Raw genomic sequence first — 17,463 nt, forward strand, 5'->3', positions numbered from 1 at the left:
CGGTGGGCTCCGTCGAAGAAGGAGAAGAGTATGCGTATCAAGCGCGTTGCCGCGGTCGCCGCGGTCGCCGCTCTGGCGCTCGGCCTGACCGCCTGTGGCGGTGACGACGGGGAGGACGCCGGTTCCGGCAGCAAGTCCTTCGCGGCCGGCAGCACCATGGAGAAGCTGAACAAGGCGCAGAAGATCAAGATCGGCACCAAGTTCGACCAGCCGGGCTTCGGCCAGAAGGGCCTGTCGGGCAAGCCGGAGGGCTTCGACGTCGAGATCGCCAAGATCATCGTCAAGGAGCTCGGTATCCCCGAGGACAAGATCGAGTACGTCGAGACGCCGTCGAAGGTCCGTGAGGACGTCATCGTCAACGGCAACGTCGACCTCGTCGCGGCGACGTACACGATCAACGACAAGCGCAAGGAGCGGATCGCCTTCGCAGGCCCGTACTACGAGGCCGGCCAGAACATCCTGGTCAAGAAGGACGACACCACCATCACCGGTCCGGACTCGTTCAAGGACGGCACCCAGAAGGTCTGCTCGGTCACCGGCTCCACCCCGGCCGAGACGATCAAGCAGTACGTCAAGGACGTCGGCACCCAGCTGGTGCTCTTCGACACCTACGACAAGTGCCGCGACGCCCTCAAGGGTGGCCAGGTCAACGCCGTCACCACGGACAACGTGATCCTGCTCGGCTACATCGCCAAGGACGAGGCGTCCTTCAAGCTGGCCGGCACCAACTTCACCAAGGAGCCGTACGGCATCGGTGTGAAGAAGGAGGACGCGGACTTCCGCAGCTTCATCAACGACACGCTGGACAAGGCGGTCGCCGACGGTAGCTGGAAGAAGGCCTGGGACGACACCGCCGGCAAGTTCGGCGCGGAACTGGGCGCGGCTCCGACCATCAACCGCTACTGATCTGATCCTTCGATCTGGAGGGTGGGGAGGAACACCGACCCGTGAACGTGCTCATCGACAAGTTCGACGTCTTTGCGGGTGGTTTCTGGCTCACCCTCCAGATCTGCGTACTCGCCGCGATCGGCGCCCTGATCCTGGGCGCCATCGTGGCGGTACTGCGGATCTCCCCCGTGCCGCCGCTGCGGGCGGTCGGCACGGTTTACGTCAACGTCTTCCGCAACATGCCGCTGACCGTGGTGATGTTCTTCGCCGCGTTCGGTCTGCCGGCGCTCGGCTCCAACGCCGACTTCCTGCGCATCCCCGTCCTGGACTCGCTGTTCAACCGGCTCGGCACTGACCTGCCGTACTTCCGCTTCGCCCTGATCGCCCTGGTGCTCTACACCGCGGCGTTCGTCTGCGAGGCGCTGCGCTCCGGGGTGAACGCGGTGCCGCCGGGGCAGGCCGAGGCGGCACGCTCGCTCGGGCTCACCTTCGGCCAGAACCTGCGCCACGTGGTGCTGCCGCAGTCCTGGAAGGCCTCCGTGGTGCCGCTCGGCTCGGTGATCATCGCGATGATCAAGAACTCCGCGCTGGTCGGCTTCTTCGGGGTGGTCGGTGACCTGTCGCAGACCGCCGACCAGCTCACCTCGGCCGAGGGCTACGCCTTCATCCCCGTCGCCATCGGCATCTCGATCGGATACCTGATCATGACTGTGCCGCTCGGCGCCCTGCTGGACCGGCTGGAGAAGCGACAGGCGGTGGCCCGATGACCCGGCAGACCAGCGTCCTCTACGACGTTCCCGGCCCCCGCCAGCGGCGGATCACGCTCATCAGCAGCCTGGTCGCCACGGTGGTGCTGCTGATCGGGGCGTACTTCCTGATCTACCTGCCGCTGGACGACAAGGGCCAGCTGTCGATGGAGCTGTGGGGCCCGCTGGTCGACCCCTCCAACGAGAACTTCTCGCAGGTGTGGGATCGGATCGGCCTCGGCTTCAAGAACACCCTGATCGCGGCGGCACTGGCCATCCTGGCCTCGCTGGTGGTCGGCACGCTGCTCGCCGTACTACGGATCCAGCTCAAGAGCCTGACCCGGCGCCGGTTCACCGGCGCGGCGACGCCGGTGGCGTACCTGCTGCGCGGGCTGAGCACGCTGCTGTCGGCGGTCACCCGGGTCTGCGTCGAGGTGTTCCGCGGCCTGCCCGTGGTGCTCACCATCTTCTTCGTGGCCCGCGGCTTCCCCGAGTTCGGCCTCTACTTCGACAACCTCTGGTACCTGGTGATCGGCCTCACCATCTACAACTCGGTGGTGATCGCCGAGATCCTCCGCTCCGGCATGGAGGGGCTGCCGGGCGGTCAGGCGGAGGCCGCCGCCGCCATCGGGCTCTCCCCGGCGCAGATCACCCGGATGATCCTGCTGCCGCAGTCCTTCCGGATCATGCTGCCGGCGCTGATCAGCCAGCTGGTCGTGGTGCTCAAGGACACCTCGCTGGGCTTCATCATCAGCTACGAGGAAACACTGAACATCGGCAAGCAGATCATCGGCGTGCTGGGCAACCCGATCCAGGTGTACGTCGTGATCGCCGTGCTCTTCATCGCGGTGAACTACTCGCTGTCGAAGCTGGCCCAGTACGTCCAGCGCCGGCTCTCCCGGGGCCGCAAGACGGCAGGCATCGCGACGGACCACCTGCCGCCGGCCGCGCTCATGTCGCAGGCCGAAGGCGGCGGCGGGGGCGGCGGCATCTGAGCCACGCCACACCGACCAAGAAGGGCCGCCCCGAATGATTCGGGGCGGCCCTTCGGTCAATGCCAGGGTCGTGCCATCACGCCGGCGACCTGGAACGCTGACTCCGGCCGCTTGGTCCGCCCGGCCGCTTGGTCGGGAGGTCCGCCCGGCCGCTTGGTCCGCCCGGGCGGTCCGCCCGGAGAGGGCTGCCGGTCTGACTCAGCGGGCGATCTCGGTGACGCGGGACTCGCGGACCACGGTGACCCGGATCTGACCCGGATAGGTCAGCTCCTCCTCGATCTGCTTGGCGACGTCCCGGGCCAGCACGGCCGCCCCGATGTCGTCCACGTCGTCCGGCTTGACCATCACCCGGATCTCCCGGCCGGCCTGCATGGCGAAGACCTTGTCCACGCCGAGCTTGCTGGCGGCGATCTCCTCGATCCGCTCCAGCCGCTTGACGTACGCCTCCAGGCTCTCCCGGCGCGCGCCCGGCCGCCCACCGGAGCAGGCGTCGGAGGCCTGGGTGAGCACGGCCTCGATGGTCTGCGGCGGCACCTCGTTGTGGTGCGCCTCGATGGCGTGCACCACGTCCTCGTGCTCGCCGTACTTGCGGGCCAGGTCGGCGCCGATGATGGCGTGACTGCCCTCCACCTCGTGGGTGAGCGCCTTGCCGATGTCGTGCAGGAACGCCGACCGCTTGATGATGGGCACGTCCAGCCGCAGCTCGGCGGCCATGATGCCGGCGATGTGCGCGGTCTCGACCAGGTGCTTGAGCACGTTCTGGCCGTACGACGTGCGGTAGCGCAGTCGGCCCAACAGGGTGACCAGCTCCGGGTGGATCTCGGTGATGCCGACCTCGACCAGGGCGTCCTCGGCGGCCCGCTGGCAGAGCTCCTCCACCTCGTGCCGGGCCAGGTCGTAGACCTCCTCGATCCGGTGCGGGTGGATCCGCCCGTCCAGCACCAGCTTCTCCAGGGTGAGCCGGCCGACCTCCCGGCGCACCGGGTCGAAGCAGGACAGCAGCACCGCCTCCGGGGTGTCGTCGATGATCAGGTTGACCCCGGTCACCGACTCGAAGGCGCGGATGTTGCGGCCCTCCCGGCCGATGATCCGCCCCTTCATCTCGTCGCCGGGCAGGTGCAGGACGCTGACCACGCTCTCCGCGGTCTGTTCACTGGCCACCCGCTGGATCGCGTCCACCACGATGTGTCTGGCCCGCTGCTCGGCGGTGCTGCGCGCGTCGGACTCGATGTCCCGCACCAACAGCGCGGCCTCCCGCTTGGCCTGCGTCTCGATGGCCTCGATCAGCTCCAGCCGGGCCGCCTCGGCGGTGAGCCCGGCCACCCGCTCCAGCTCCCGACGGCGCAACTCCTCCGCCTCGGCCAGGTCGGTCTCGCGCTGGCTGAGCGCGGACTTCCGGGCCGCCAGCGCGGCCCTCGCCTCGGTGAGCTGCCGCTCCCGCTCGGCGAACCGCTCCACCTCCTCGGTGTGCAGCCGCTCCCGCTCGTCCATCCGGGCTGCCCGGCGCTCCACCTCGGCGGCCTGCTCCCGGGTGGTGGCGGCGAGCACCGCGACCTCCCGCTCGCCGCTGCGCCGGGCGGTGGTGCGCAACTGCTCGGCGTCCGCCTCGGCCTGCTTGTGCGCGCGTTCCAGCACGGTGTCCGCCTCGGCGCGGGCGTCGTCGAGCACCCGGCGGGCCTCTGCCCGGGCGGCCTTCGCCTCGGCGGTAGCCGCCGCCGCCTCAGCGCGGGCGGCGGCCGCTGCGGATTTCGCCACGTCGATCGTGCTGTTCGCCTTGTCGGCCGCGGTGCGCAGGGCGGCCAGCGACTGCTCCTGGCGGTCCTTCTCGGCGATGAAGGCGGGGTCCTCCGGCGCCGGCGCCGCACCCATCCGGCGCAGCGTCCGGACGCCGACCAGCACGGCCCCGACCACCACCACGGCGAGGATCAGGACGGCCGCGAGGAGCACGATGTCGAAGGCGTTCATGCCGGGACCCCGTGGGGCCCGCTGGTGAACCTGTGCCGCCGCCCCGCCATGGCCGCCTCCCCTGAACGTCGAGACCGCAGCGACTGTGCCGGGGGCACACTCCTGCGGCTGTGGACGCCCGACCGGAGCGGCTGGCCGTGGTTAGCTTTCTCCGCCGGCGGTGCCCTCAGGCAACGTCGGCGACCGGGTGCAGTTGTCGCGGCGTTCCGGACCGGCCTGTCCGGAACTGCCGCCAAAGGCCGCGGAGTCGGCCAAAGTGATGCTGTTCTGTTACGCGATCTATGTTGTGCGCTTAGCCTGCGCTGGTCGGGCAATGTGAGCCTGTATGGCGAGGCTAGGTCGCCAGGGGCGGTCTGGTCAAGGACTCATGATCAAACCCCCCGAACGGAGCGAAGTTGCGGCGTCACGGCGTGCTGATATCGCGTCGGACAGGAGGGGACAAACTCCGCGAGGCGCACTGCCCCCTGGACGTGTCGGGCCTGCTCAGCCCGCGCCCAGGCGGTTGTCAGGCGACGGCCGACGACCGAGCGGGGTGTGACCCATCCGTCTAACTGAGGACACCGGCCCGAGACCCGGCCCGACTCCGGTCAGCCGGCGCCGGCCGCCACCGCTGCCGCCACCAACGCCGCGTTGTCCGCAGCGGGCGAGCCGTCCGGCAGGTGCAGGGTGTCCTCGAGCCCGATCCGGGCGCCCAGACTCCGGCGAACCGCCTCGGCGAGGACCGGCCAGGTCGCCGGACCCTCGGCGTGCAGCAGCACCGGCGGTGCGTCTGACGGCAGCGCGGCGAGGATCCGGGATGCGTCGACCAGCGCGACCGCCACGTCCTCGGCCATGCACTCGACGAGGACCCGGCCGGCCGGCACCCGCCAGCTCCGGTACGCCGCGACCGCGTCGAGCGTCCACAGCCCCGCCTCGACGAGCACACCGCGCTCGTGCAGGGCGGCGGCGACCGCCTCGGCGCCGGGCTCGTGTGCGTTGACCGAGGCGAAGTCGGGCAGCACCGGCCAGGCCCGGACGGCGGCGACCCGGGCGGCCGGATCCGGCTCGATCCAGGCTCCGGTGCTCACCCCGACCGGCAGCCCCGGCCGGGCGGCGCGGATCGCGGTCAGCGCGTCAGCGGTCACCGCCGGCCGCAGTGACTCGGCGCCGGCCGCGTCCCTGGGATGGACGTGCACGGCCGCGACGCCGAGTGCCGCACAGCGGGCCGCGTCGGCGGCCAACTCCGCCGGAGTGAGCGGCACGGCCGGATGGGCTTCCCGGCCGCGTCCGCCGTTCAGACATGCCTTCAGCATCCGGCCCACACCCCCATCGGGATTCGCCCCGGACCACCGACCGGGCCGCTCACTCGACCGGACGGTTGTCGCGGTCCAATTCGCCCTCGGCGTCGGCGAGCGCGTCGGCGTCGATCTGCTCGGCGAACTCGGCCGCCTCGGCGCTCTGCGCCGCGATCGCGTCCTTCACTGCCCGGATCGCCACGCCGGGTGGGTAGCCCTTGCGGGCCAGCATGCCCACCAGTCGCCGGAAGATCGCGTCGGGCTCACCCCGGGCGGTGCGCAGCTTCCTCTCCACGAGGGCACGGGCGGTCTCGGCCTCGGTCTCCTCGTCCAGCTCGCCCAGCGCCTCGGTGGCCACCTCACCGTCCACGCCCCGCTGGCGCAGCTCGTTGGCGAGCGCCCGGCGAGCCAGGCCACGCCCGGTGTGCCGGCTGGACACCCAGGCCCGAGCGAACGCGGCGTCGTCGATGATGCCGACCTCGTCGTACCGGTCGAGGACCTCGGCCGAGACCTGCTCGGAGATGCCCCGCTTGGCCAGCGCCCCGGCCAGCTCGGCCCGGGTGCGTGGCCGGACGGCGAGCTGGCGCAGGCAGATCTCGCGCGCCACCTCCGACTCGTCACGAGGCGGCGCCGAGGACTCGACGGCGTCGGCCTCCTCGGACCGGCCACGGCGACCCCGGCGAGGGCGGGGCGGGTCACTGGCATCGCCCGTACGGGGTGGGCTGGCATCCCAGCCCCGTCCCGTACGGGCGCGTCGTCCTGCCATGGGTCAGCGACCGGTCAGAAGTCGACCGGCGGCAGCTCCGGGCCGCCGGCGGCGTCACCCGCACCGACCCCGACGCCGAGCTTCTCCAGGATCTTCTTCTCGATCTCGGCAGCCACGTCCGGGTTTTCCTTGAGGAACTCCCGAGCCTTCTCCTTGCCCTGGCCGAGCTGGTCGCCGTCGTACGTGTACCAGGCGCCGGACTTGCGGATGATCGCCTGCTCCACGCCGACGTCGATCAGCGAGCCCTCGCGCGAGATGCCCTTGCCGTACATGATGTCGAACTCGGCCTGCTTGAACGGGGCCGCGACCTTGTTCTTCACGACCTTGACCCGGGTGCGGTTACCGACCACGTCGGTGCCGTCCTTGAGGCTCTCGATGCGTCGCACGTCGAGCCGGACCGAGGCGTAGAACTTCAGTGCCCGACCACCGGTGGTGGTCTCCGGGCTGCCGAACATCACGCCGATCTTTTCCCGGAGCTGGTTGATGAAGATCGCCGTGGTGCCGGTGTTGCTGAGCACACCGGTGATCTTCCGCAGCGCCTGGCTCATCAGCCGGGCCTGGAGGCCCACGTGGCTGTCGCCCATCTCACCCTCGATCTCGGCGCGCGGCACCAGGGCCGCCACCGAGTCGATCACGATGATGTCGATCGCGCCGGAGCGGATCAGCATGTCCGCGATCTCCAGCGCCTGCTCGCCGGTGTCCGGCTGGGAGACCAGCATCGCGTCGGTGTCGACCCCGAGGGCCTTCGCGTACTCCGGGTCGAGCGCGTGCTCGGCGTCGATGAAGGCCGCGATGCCGCCGAGCCGCTGGGCGCTGGCCACCGAGTGCAGCGCCACCGTGGTCTTACCGCTGGACTCCGGGCCGTAGATCTCGACCACCCGGCCGCGCGGCAGGCCGCCAATGCCGAGTGCCACGTCGAGCGCGATGGAGCCGGTCGGGATGATCGCGGTCTGGACGACGGGCCGGTCCCCCAGCCGCATCACCGAGCCCTTGCCGAATTGCTTGTCAATCTGAGCGAGAGCTAGGTCGAGTGCCTTCTCCCGGTCAGGCCCTGCTGCCATGGTTGCCACCCCTGCCTTCGCCGGCGTCTTTGCTGAGCTTCGCGTCACGCGGACACGCTAGGCGCTGGGTCCGACAGAAAACCAGCCGACGGGCCGCGAGCTGTGGACGAGCACCCCGCTGTGGACAATAGCCGAACAGGTGTACGACTCGACAAGCGACACGCGGAAGCGCCGGAAAGGCTGCTCAGCGTAGTCGCGCGGGCACTCGGTCGGGGTACGCGGCGCACACCGCCCGCCACACCACGTGCGTCTGCTCCCCCGACGCCAACGCCTGCTCGATGGTGCGTCCATCGAGCTGGGACAGCACCTGGTCGCGGGCGATGCTGGCCGCGTAGCCGGGCCCGAACGCCTCCTCCAGCCGCGCCCAGAAGTCGGTCAGCCGCACGTGATCAGCCCTCCTCGTCCGGTGCCCCGGTCGGCACCGGGCGCAACGCTAGCGCCACCAGGGGCACCGTCGCGACCGCCGCGAGCAGGGTGAGCACCGGATAACCGGCGACCTGCATGACAAACCCGCTAGCCATGGCGGCGCCGGCCCCGGCCAGCCCCATGGTCAGGTCGGACAGCCCCTGGACACTCGGCCGCACGCCGGCCGGCACCGACTCGGAGAGCAGCGTCGAGCCGGCCACCATCGTCCCCGACCAACCCAGCCCGAGCAGCACCAGACCGACCGAGAGCCGGGGCGTGTGGTGCCCGGAGGTGCCGGCGACCGCACAGGCTGCCAGCAGCAGCCCGACCCCACCGAGGATCACCACCCGCCGGCCGAGCCGGTCGGTGAGCCAGCCGACCAGCGGGGAGAGGGCGTACATGCCGGCGATGTGCAGGCTCAGCACGATGCCGACCAGCCGCAGCACGTCGGCGTCGGCGTGCGACTCACCGAGCCGCACCGGGGTCATCGACATCACCGCCACCATCACCAGGTGGCCGACCGCCACCGCCGCGATGCCGAGCCGGGCGGCGGGCCGCTCGCGTACCACCGACCAGGCCACCCGCATCCCGGCGCCGCGCGGCGCGCGCACCTCGACCGGCGCGGCGGCCGGCGCCACATCGCCACCGACCGGGCCGCCGTCCGCTGGCGCCTCGGCGGCCAGCACGGCCGCCGGCACGTCGGCCACCGGCGCGTCAGCCGCCGCGAGACGGCGCGCGGTGAGCAGCGGGTCGGGTCGGAGCAACCCGAGGAGTACGCCGCCGGCCAGCACGAACGCGACCGCGCTGAACGCGAACGGGCCGGCCAGCGGCGGCAGTCCCCAGCCACTCGTGACCCGGTCGGCCAGGGCGGCGAAGTTCGGAGCGGCCACCGCGCCGATGGTGGTGGCCCAGACGATCAGGGAGAGCTGCCGAGCCCGGCGGGCAGGCTCGGCGAGGTCCACCGCCGCGTAACGGGCCTGGAGGTTCGCGGCGGTGCCTCCGCCGAAGAACAGCATGCCGAGGAAGAGCAGCGGCACCGAGCGGGTTGCCGCGGCCAGCACCACCAGCACGCCGCCGACGGCACCGACCGCGTACGCCACCACCAGGCCCGGCCGACGGCCGTGCCGCGCCATGATCCGGGTGACCGGGATGGCGAGCAGCGCCGCGCCGACCACCCCGGCGCTCTGCGCAAGGCCGGCTACCGCGGTGCCGGCGATCCGGTCGGCGAGCAGCGCACCGACGGCGATGCCGATGGTCACGCCGATGCCGCCGATGATCTGGGTGGTGAAAAGCAGCCGCAGGGTATGCCGCTGGATCGGCGCGACGTCGGGCCGGACGGTACGTGGCGCGCTCAGGTCGGTGGCCATCGGCGCTCCTCAGGACGGGGGTGCCCATCCTCGCGCACCCGCAGCCGCCGACGGCAGTGGGTTTCGCTGTCAGCCGATCCGACGCTCGTTCTCAGGCGGGCAGGGCGCGGGTGGCGACGGTGAGGTCGGCGACCAGTCCCTCGTACGCCTTGTCCTGGTCGTCGGCGCGCAGCACGGCGGACGGGTGGATGGTGGCCAGCAGCCGGGCCGGCGGCACGCCGGCCACCGTGCCGGCGCTGTCCACCGGCACGCGGGTGAAGTCCTCCGGGTGCTGAGCCGAGGCTGGCCAGGGCAGCAACTCCCCGCGCTGCTTGGTCACCCGGAAGGACGGGCCGAGCAGCGCCTTGGCGGCGGTCGCGCCGAGCACCACCACGATCTCCGGCCGGAGCCGGGCGAACTCGGCGACCAGCCAGGGCCGGCAGGCGGTGATGTGCACCTGGTCCGGGGTCTGATGGATCCGCCGCTTGCCGCGCAGCTCAAAACGGAAGTGCTTCACGCTGTTGGTGAGGTACAGCTGCCTCGGGTCCAGCCCGGCGTCGTCGACCGCGCGGCGCAGCAGCCGACCGGCCGGACCGACGAAGGGCAGCCCCTTCTGGTCCTCCAGGTCGCCGGGTTGCTCCCCGACCAGCACCACTCGCGCGCTCTCGTCGCCCCGGCCGAAGACCGTCTGCGAGGCGTCCCGGTACAGCTCGCACCCCCGACAGCCACCCGCGGCGGCACGCAGCTCGTCGATGGTGTCCGCGTCGGGAGGGATGAACCGCTGGGCGCCCGGGGCACTCCCGGTCTCCTTGGCCATGCCGACTGTTATATACCTGTTCGGTGCCTCGTGCCGGGTACGCCCCGGCGACTGCGGGCAGCCGGTCGTACCGCGTCAGTACCCGTTGCCGCCGCCGCCGTCGCCGGACGCCATCGCGATCAGCACGATCACGATGATGATGATCACCACCGCCACCGCGATCCAGATCCCCTTGCGCGTCCCACCTGAAGCCATGGTCCCCACCTCCGGCGCTCCGCATACCCACCCCACGCAGCCCAAACCGTCGCGATCTCCCGCTTTCTGTCCTGGACGGGACCTGGTCGGGGAGAGGTGGGTCAGGTGGAGAAGCCGGGGAGTGGGGTTGGGTCCGCGGCCTGGGCCAGCGCGGCGGCCAGCGGGGCGAGATCGGACGTGGCGAGAGGGCTGATGGTGATGCGGAGGCCGGGCGGGGCGGCGATTCGGTAGAGGCTGCCGGGGGCCACCGACCAGCCGGCGTCGCGCAGCGCGGTGACCGCGCTGGTCTCGTCGGCCACCGGCAGCCAGACGTTGATGCCGCTGCGGCCGTGCGCGGTCAGGCCGTGCTCCGCCAACGCGGCCAGCAGCCCCTCGCGCCGCTGCTCGTAACTCTCCGCCGCCCGCTCCACCAGCTCGGCGACCGCCGGGTCCCGCCACAGCGCGAGCACCAGTCGTTGCAGCACGGTGGAGACCCAGCCGGCGCCCACCCGCGTCCGGCCGGTCACCCGGGCCACCGTGGTCTCGTCGCCGGCCAGCACGGCCAGCCGCAGGTCCGGGCCGAAGGGTTTGCTCACCGACCGGAGGAAGGCCCAGCTCGGGGTCGCCCCGGCCAGCGGGTGCAGGGGTACGCGGGCCAGTTCGGCGGCGTGATCGTCCTCGATCAGCAGCAGGTCCCGCCGGCCGGCGAGCAGCGCCCGCAGCGCCTCGGCCCGGGCGGCGGAGACGGCCGCGCCGGTCGGGTTCTGCGCCCGGCTGGTGACCACCAGCGCCCGCGCACCGGCGGCCAGCGCGGCCGCCACCCCGGCCACCAGCGGACCCTCGTCGTCCAGCGGTACGCCGATCGGGCGTAGCCCCAGCGCGGCGACCAGGTCGAGCAGGTTGGCCCAGCCCGGATCCTCCACCGCCACCGCGTCGCCGGGCCGCAGGTGGGCGCCGAGCAGCCGCTCGATGCCGTCCAGCGCGCCACCGGTGAGGGTGAGCTCCCCGGCCGGCACTCCGTCGGCGCTCAGCCGGGCGCGGGCCGCCACCGCAAGCTCGGGCAGCACTCCGGCGGTGGAGTAGCCGACCGGCGGGCCGGCCTCGGCGGCGAGGGCCGCCAGGTGCGGGCCGAGCGAGGGCAGCAGCCGGGAGTCGGGCTCGCCCCGGGACAGGTCACGGGCACCGGGCAACGGCGCCGGGCGCAGCGCGGAGCGCCGGGCGGCCACCGGTGGGCGGGGGCGCACCCGGGTGCCGTGCCGCCCGGCGGTGGCGAGCAGGCCGCGCTGGCGCAGCTCCTGGTAGGCGCGGGCGACGGTGGCCGGGCTGACGCCCAGCTCGGCGGCGAGCACCCGGACCGGTGGCAGGGCGGTCCCGGGTGGCAGGGCACCCGTACGGATGCCCGACTCGATGCTGGCCGAAATCGCGACGGCCGTCGTCCCGGCGAACTGATAGCGTGCTGACACAAATCAGAGATTGTACTAGAACAAAGGGGCGAGCATGTACCCACCCACCGCCCGGACCACCCCCAACCGTTCCCGCGACAAGATGAGCTACGACCGGGACGCCGCGCACGCCGTGCTCGACGAGGCGTACCACTGCGCGCTGGGGTTCACCGTCGACGGCCAGCCGCGGGTGCTGCCCACCCTGCACGTACGGATCGGCGACACGCTCTACCTGCACGGCTCCACCGGCAGCCGGCCGCTGCTCGCCGCCCGGGGCGACGGGCTGCCGGTCTGCGTCACGGTGACCCTGCTCGACGGCCTGGTCTACGCCCGCTCCCAGTTCCACCACAGCGCCAACTACCGCTCAGTGGTCGCGCTGGGCACCGCCCGGCTGGTCACCGACGAGCGGGAGAAGACCGCCATGCTCACCGCGCTGGTGGAGAAGGTGGGCGCGGGACGCAGCGCGGACAGCCGTCCGCCCAGCCGGCGGGAGCTGGCCGAGACCGCCGTACTGGCACTGCCGCTGCGCGAGGTGTCGGTCCGGGCCCGCAGCGGAGGAGTCCGCGAGGACGAGGCCGACCTGCACCTGCCGCACTGGGCCGGGGTCCTGCCGCTGCGGCTGACCGCCGGGCTGCCGGAGCCGGACGCCGGAGTCACCGCGCCGCTGCCGGCGTACCTCCGGGCGCCCCGCACGCCCTGGCACGACCCGGCCCCGATGAGCGGCGAACACGTCCGGCTGGAGCCGCTGGACCTGGCCCACGCCGACGAGCTGCACACCGCCACCGCCGACGAGGAGGTCTGGCGGCACATGAACGTCGCGGCACCGAGCGCGCCAGACGGGACCGCCGAGGTGATCGCCGCCGCGCTGGCCGCGCAGCACCGCGGCGAGCGGGTGCCCTGGGTGCAGCGCTGCGCGGCGACCGGGGCGGTGGTCGGCAGCACGTCCTACTACGAGATCGACCCGGAACGGCGGTCGGTCGCGATCGGGTACACCTTCCTGGGCCGGCCGTGGTGGCGTACCGGGATCAACACCGAGGCGAAGCTGCTGCTGCTCAGTCGGGCCTTCGACGAGTTGGGCGCGGTGCGGGTGGCCTGGCACACCGACATCCGCAACGAACGCTCGCAGGCGGCCATCGAACGGCTCGGCGCCACCCGGGAGGGCGTGCTGCGGATGCACCGGCAACGCCCGGACGGCTCCTGGCGGGACACCGTGCAGTACGCGATGACCGTCGATGAGTGGCCGAACGCACAGCTCAGGCTCCGGGAAAGGCTTCGCCGGACGGCACCGGTGGCGTGATGATGGCGGGCGTGCTGGGGATCACCGACATCTGGACGTACGTGCTGGGCACCGTGGCCATCATCCTGCTGCCCGGGCCGAACTCACTCTTCGTGCTCTCCACCGCCGCCAAACGGGGCGTGGGGGCCGGCTACCGGGCCGCTGGCGGGGTGTTCGTCGGCGACGGGGTGCTGATGTTCCTCTCCGCCGCCGGGGTGGCGTCGCTGCTCAAGGCGTACCCGCCGGTGTTCATGGTGATCAAGTACGTCGGCGCCGCGTACCTCGGGTATGTCGGGGTGACCATGCTGCGCGGCGCCTGGCGGCGCTGGCGCGACCGCAACGACCCGAGCACGCCGCGGCTCATCGACGCCGCGGAGCCGGCGGCGATGCGCAGCCCGTTCCGCAAGGCGCTGGTGATCAGCCTGCTGAACCCGAAGGCGATCCTGTTCTTCATCTCGTTCTTCATCCAGTTCGTCGACCCCGGCTACGCCTGGCCGGCGCTGTCGTTCCTGCTGCTGGGGCTGATCGCTCAGGTGACCAGCGCGCTCTACCTGACCGCGTTGATCTTCGCGGGCACCTTCCTGGCCGCGCAGTTCAGCCAGCGCCGCCGGCTCGCTGCCGGCGGCACCACCGCCGTCGCCGCGCTCTTCCTCGCCTTCAGCCTCAAGCTCGCCACCGCCAGCGCCGGCTGACCCGACCCTGGTCAGGTGCCGTCACCGCCGGAGCCGCCACCACCGACGCCGGCCCCGCCAGCGGTGCCGCCGAGGCCGAAGCCGGGCCGGACCGGCTCGTCGGGATGGCGGCTCACATGGGCGGACTCACTGATCTGCGCGGACCAGTCGGCGTGCGCGGCTGCGGCGGCGTGCCGGTTGATGGCGTGGCGCAACCAGCCGTCCACGGTGGTGACCCAGTCCCGCCGGTCGGCGTCCGCGTGCCAGATCCGGAACCGGCTGATGCTCTGGTGGGTGATCCCGGCCAGCGCCAGCCGGCGGTCCATCCAGAGAATCGCCTCCAGACCCGCCGAGTTGGTCACGAAGATCACCTCCAGCTCGGTGATCGGGCCGGCGTAGAGCGGCGCCACCCAGTAGCCCCACCGCTGGTGCAGCGGCAGGGTGTGCTCCACCCCGGGCAGCCCACCCTCCTGCAACCCGGCTTGGCGGATCACGAAACCCAGCGTCTCCAGCGCCGCCAGCACGTGCTGCTGGGTGGGGATCGGGTGCACGAAGACCGGCACCATGGCGCCCTGATCCAGCTCCGGGTCGACGGACACCTCGGTCCGCAGCCCCATCTGCAGGTTCAGCAGCGGCACCCCGCCGAAGATGGTCACCGGGGTCTCCCACGGCAACGGCATCGCGAAGTCGACCGCTCGCCGGCGACCGGCCGGCACGACGAACCGGCCGGCGATCGGCACCTGACAGAACTGCATCAGGCGCCGAGCAGCGGCCGGGTCATCCGGCTCGACCGTGGTGACCAGGCCGAGCCGGATGTGCCGCACCAGTACGTCGTGCGGCCCGGCCGCCAGCGTCACTCGCCCTGGCAGGCGCAGGCCCGGTCGGGTGCTCGGATTGGCCAGCGTGGTCTGCACGGACAGCCCGGTCCAGCCGGACTCCCGGGACACCCCCGTCAGCCGCACCGCGCCCCCTCCACCAGGCCACGCTCACAGCCACCTCAACCCCCGCGGACCCACGCGTGGCCCCTCAACTCTCGCGGACCCCGCGCGTGGCCACCTCAAGAATCGCGGACCCCACGCGTGGACCCCTCAACTCTCGCGGACCCCGCGCGTGGCCACCTCAACTTCCGCGAAGAGAAACCACCCCTCCGGTTTCATCTCATGCGGCGGCCGCGCGGCACCGTGTCGGTCTCGTCGTCGAACTCGCCGATGACCTCCTCCAACAGGTCCTCCAGCGCCACGAAACCGATCGGCCGGGCCGGGCCGCCCCCGTTGCGCACGAGCGCGAGCTGGGACTGCCGGGCCCGCATCGCGGCCACCGCCTCGGTGACCGAGGAGGTCGCGGGCAGGGTGAACGCGGGGGTCATCAGCTCCCCGACGGTGGCGCTGCGGCCGGCGGTGACCACCCGCACCGCCTCCCGGACGTGCACCAGGCCGCAGACGTCACCCGCCTCGTCCAGCACCGCCAGCCGGGACCGGCCACTGTCCCGGCTGACCTGCTCGATCCGCTCGGCCGGGTCGTCCCTGCCAACGGTGACCATGGTGGCGAACGGCTCCATCACCTGCGCCACCGATGTGCCCTGCAACTCCAGCATGCTGGTGAGCAGCTGGTGCTGCTCGGCACCGAGCAACCCGTGCTCGCGGGACTGCTCCAGCAGGATCCGCAGCTCGTCCGGGCCGTGCACCTGGGCCAGCTGATCCTGCTGGTTGACCCCGAACAGCCGCAGGATCGCGTTGGCCATGGCGTTGAGCGCGGAGAGCACCGGCCGGGACACCCGGGCGAAAGCACGGAACGGCAGCGCGAGCAGGATGGCCGAGCGCTCCGGGTCGGTGATCGCCCACGACTTCGGCGCCATCTCCCCCACCACCAGGTGCAGGAAGGTGACCACACCGAGTGCGAAGATCAGAGCGATCCCGTGGCTGGCCGCGTCCGGCAGACCCACGGCGTGCAGCAGAGGGCTGAGCAGGTGCTCGATGGCCGGCTCGGCCAGCGCGCCGAGCCCCAGGGTGCACAGCGTGATGCCGAGCTGCGCACCGGCCAGCATCAGCGACAGCTCGCGGACGCCGTCCAGCGCGGCCTGGGCCGCCCGGCCGCCGCTCGCCGCCGCCTGCTCCAGGCGGTACCGCTTGCTGGCGATCAGGGCGAACTCGGCGGCCACGAAGAACCCGTTCAGCGCCAGCAGGACCACCGAGACGAACAGTGCGATCCCGGGGCTCATGCGGACACCTCGCTTCGCTCGCCCGGCTCGGTCAGCTGAAGCCGGACCGAGTCGGCCACGTGCCGGTCCACGGCCAGCACCTCGACCAACGCCCGGGGCTCCGCCTCGCCGTCCTCGGCGTCGGCACCCTCGGGCAGCAGCCTGATCTCCAGCCGGTCGCCGACCTCCGGCACCCGGCCCAGCTCCCGCATGACCAGCCCGGAGAGGGTGTCGTACTCCGGGGCCTCAGGCAGTGCGATGCCAGTGCTGTCGGCGACCTCGTCGATCCGCCAGCGGGCCGGCACCACCCAGGACCCGTCGTCCTGCCGGGCGGGCGCCCGCTCAGGCGGGTCGTCCTCGTCCCGGATCGGGCCGACCAGCTCCTCGGCGATGTCCTCCAACGTGATCACGCCGGCGAAGCCGCCGTACTCGTCGACCACGCAGGCCATCTGTCGGTGCCCGGACCGCAGCCGGTCGAGCACCGTGGGCAGCGGCAGCGTCTCCGGCACCAGCAGCGGCGGCCCGGCCACCGCGCTCACCGGGGTGGTGGCCCGCTCCCCCGGCGGTACGCCGAGCACGTCGGCGATGCCGACGATGCCGATCAGGTCGTCGACGCCGTCCGCGCCGCGCACGGGGAACCGGGAGTGACCGGTGTCCAACAACTCCACCACCCGGCTCACCGGCTCGTGCGCCCGTACGGTGTGCACGTCGACCCGGGGCACCATGGCCTCGCCGGCGGTCAGCTCCCGGAAGTCCAGACCTCGGTCGAGCAGCGTGGACATCTCGGCGTCCAGCGTGCCCTCCTCGCGGGACTCGGCGATGATCTGTTCCAGGTCGGCAGGGGTGGCACCGCTGGGCAGCTCCTCGATCGGCTCGATGCCGATCCGGCGGAGCAGCCGCACCGACGCCCGGTCGAAGAGCCGGATCACCGGCCCGGCGATGGCGAGGTACACCAGGGTGGAGCGGCTCAGCACTCGGGCCAGCGGCTCGGCCCGGGCGATGGCCAGGTTCTTGGGGGCCAGCTCACCGAGGACCATCTGCACCACGGTGGCGAAGATCAGAGCCAGCGCCACCGACAGCGGCAGGCTGACCGCCTCGCTGAGGCCAGCCAGGCCGAACAGGTCGGCGAGGCCGCCGCCGAGGAACGGCTCAGCGACGTACCCGACCAGCAGTGCGGTGACGGTGATGCCGAGCTGCGCTCCGGAGAGCATGAAGGAGAGCCGGCTGGTGACGGCCAGGGCCCGGGCGGCGGCCTGGTCGCCGTCATCGGCGAGCTGGCGGAGCTTGCCCCGGTCCACGGCGACATAGCCGAACTCCTGCGCCACGAAGTAACCGGTGGCGGCGGTGAGCACGATAATCAGAAGAAGGCCAACGACGATCAACACGGGTCGCTCAGGGCTCCCGGGGTCGTCGGGGCGGGAAGATGCCGGGCACAACCCG

Annotated in this window: 16 protein-coding genes; 5 read left to right on the forward strand and 11 right to left on the reverse strand. The window is 72.2% G+C overall.

Annotated elements, in window-relative coordinates; translation table 11 throughout:
* The first annotated feature begins 30 nt into the window (after nt 1-30).
* Genes ACFY29_RS23410 through ACFY29_RS23420 form a run of 3 tightly spaced genes read left to right on the forward strand, consistent with a single transcriptional unit; the run spans nt 31 to nt 2,629 of the window.
* Nucleotides 31-906 (forward strand): glutamate ABC transporter substrate-binding protein, encoded by an 876-nt coding sequence (locus tag ACFY29_RS23410; protein WP_355608283.1) that lies wholly within the window; start codon nt 31-33, stop codon nt 904-906.
* 41 nt (nt 907-947) lie between these two features.
* A complete protein-coding gene (locus ACFY29_RS23415; RefSeq protein WP_328424765.1) occupies nt 948-1,655 on the forward strand; it encodes an amino acid ABC transporter permease in 708 nt (235 codons plus the stop codon).
* Nucleotides 1,652-2,629 carry an amino acid ABC transporter permease gene (locus tag ACFY29_RS23420; protein WP_386989563.1) on the forward strand — a complete coding sequence of 326 codons (978 nt, stop codon included), beginning with the start codon at nt 1,652-1,654 and terminating at the stop codon, nt 2,627-2,629. The genes ACFY29_RS23415 and ACFY29_RS23420 overlap by 4 nt, the downstream gene beginning before the upstream one ends.
* A gap of 198 nt (nt 2,630-2,827) precedes the next feature.
* Here the strand turns inward: ACFY29_RS23420 and rny are convergent, their stop codons facing one another.
* The 8 genes from rny to ACFY29_RS23460 form a co-directional block, all read right to left on the reverse strand.
* Complete coding sequence (gene rny / locus ACFY29_RS23425) at nt 2,828-4,594, reverse strand: ribonuclease Y (protein WP_328424761.1); 1,767 nt, start codon at nt 4,592-4,594, stop codon at nt 2,828-2,830.
* A 587-nt stretch (nt 4,595-5,181) separates the two neighbouring features.
* Complete coding sequence (locus ACFY29_RS23430) at nt 5,182-5,886, reverse strand: 3-keto-5-aminohexanoate cleavage protein (protein WP_386989566.1); 705 nt, start codon at nt 5,884-5,886, stop codon at nt 5,182-5,184.
* Nucleotides 5,887-5,935: 49 nt separating this feature from the next.
* Complete coding sequence (locus tag ACFY29_RS23435; RefSeq protein WP_328424757.1) at nt 5,936-6,634, reverse strand: regulatory protein RecX; 699 nt, start codon at nt 6,632-6,634, stop codon at nt 5,936-5,938.
* 14 nt (nt 6,635-6,648) lie between these two features.
* Complete coding sequence (gene recA, locus ACFY29_RS23440) at nt 6,649-7,695, reverse strand: recombinase RecA (protein ID WP_053656326.1); 1,047 nt, start codon at nt 7,693-7,695, stop codon at nt 6,649-6,651.
* Between the two features lie 184 nt (nt 7,696-7,879).
* A complete protein-coding gene (locus ACFY29_RS23445; protein ID WP_074318010.1) occupies nt 7,880-8,080 on the reverse strand; it encodes a DUF3046 domain-containing protein in 201 nt (66 codons plus the stop codon).
* Between the two features lie 4 nt (nt 8,081-8,084).
* On the reverse strand, nt 8,085-9,467 hold the full coding sequence (locus tag ACFY29_RS23450; protein WP_386989569.1) for an MFS transporter: 1,383 nt from the start codon (nt 9,465-9,467) through the stop codon (nt 8,085-8,087).
* Nucleotides 9,468-9,558: 91 nt separating this feature from the next.
* Nucleotides 9,559-10,263 carry a UdgX family uracil-DNA binding protein gene (locus tag ACFY29_RS23455; RefSeq protein WP_328424751.1) on the reverse strand — a complete coding sequence of 235 codons (705 nt, stop codon included), beginning with the start codon at nt 10,261-10,263 and terminating at the stop codon, nt 9,559-9,561.
* 296 nt (nt 10,264-10,559) lie between these two features.
* Nucleotides 10,560-11,900 carry an aminotransferase class I/II-fold pyridoxal phosphate-dependent enzyme gene (locus ACFY29_RS23460; protein WP_328424749.1) on the reverse strand — a complete coding sequence of 447 codons (1,341 nt, stop codon included), beginning with the start codon at nt 11,898-11,900 and terminating at the stop codon, nt 10,560-10,562.
* Between the two features lie 34 nt (nt 11,901-11,934).
* On the opposite strand from ACFY29_RS23460, the gene ACFY29_RS23465 reads away from it, so the two are divergent.
* Together ACFY29_RS23465 and leuE are read left to right on the forward strand one after the other, a co-directional pair.
* Nucleotides 11,935-13,176, forward strand: coding sequence for a bifunctional pyridoxamine 5'-phosphate oxidase family protein/GNAT family N-acetyltransferase (locus ACFY29_RS23465; RefSeq protein WP_328424747.1), 1,242 nt, complete (start codon nt 11,935-11,937; stop codon nt 13,174-13,176).
* The gene (leuE, locus tag ACFY29_RS23470) at nt 13,176-13,847 is read left to right on the forward strand and encodes a leucine efflux protein LeuE (RefSeq protein ID WP_328424745.1); all 672 of its coding nucleotides are present in this window, start codon (nt 13,176-13,178) and stop codon (nt 13,845-13,847) included. Before ACFY29_RS23465 ends, leuE begins: the two co-directional genes overlap by 1 nt.
* An 11-nt stretch (nt 13,848-13,858) precedes the next feature.
* On the opposite strand, the gene ACFY29_RS23475 is transcribed toward leuE, so the two are convergent.
* The 3 genes from ACFY29_RS23475 to ACFY29_RS23485 form a co-directional block, all read right to left on the reverse strand.
* Nucleotides 13,859-14,788 carry a sporulation protein gene (locus ACFY29_RS23475; protein WP_386989574.1) on the reverse strand — a complete coding sequence of 310 codons (930 nt, stop codon included), beginning with the start codon at nt 14,786-14,788 and terminating at the stop codon, nt 13,859-13,861.
* 191 nt (nt 14,789-14,979) lie between these two features.
* Complete coding sequence (locus ACFY29_RS23480; protein ID WP_355608251.1) at nt 14,980-16,044, reverse strand: hemolysin family protein; 1,065 nt, start codon at nt 16,042-16,044, stop codon at nt 14,980-14,982.
* Nucleotides 16,041-17,408, reverse strand: a complete 1,368-nt coding sequence (locus ACFY29_RS23485; RefSeq protein WP_386989577.1) for a hemolysin family protein — start codon at nt 17,406-17,408, stop codon at nt 16,041-16,043. Before ACFY29_RS23485 ends, ACFY29_RS23480 begins: the two co-directional genes overlap by 4 nt.
* Between the last annotated feature and the right edge of the window lie 55 nt (nt 17,409-17,463).

It is taken from the genome of Micromonospora sp. NPDC000668, assembly GCF_042897975.1.
GTDB lineage: Bacteria > Actinomycetota > Actinomycetes > Mycobacteriales > Micromonosporaceae > Micromonospora.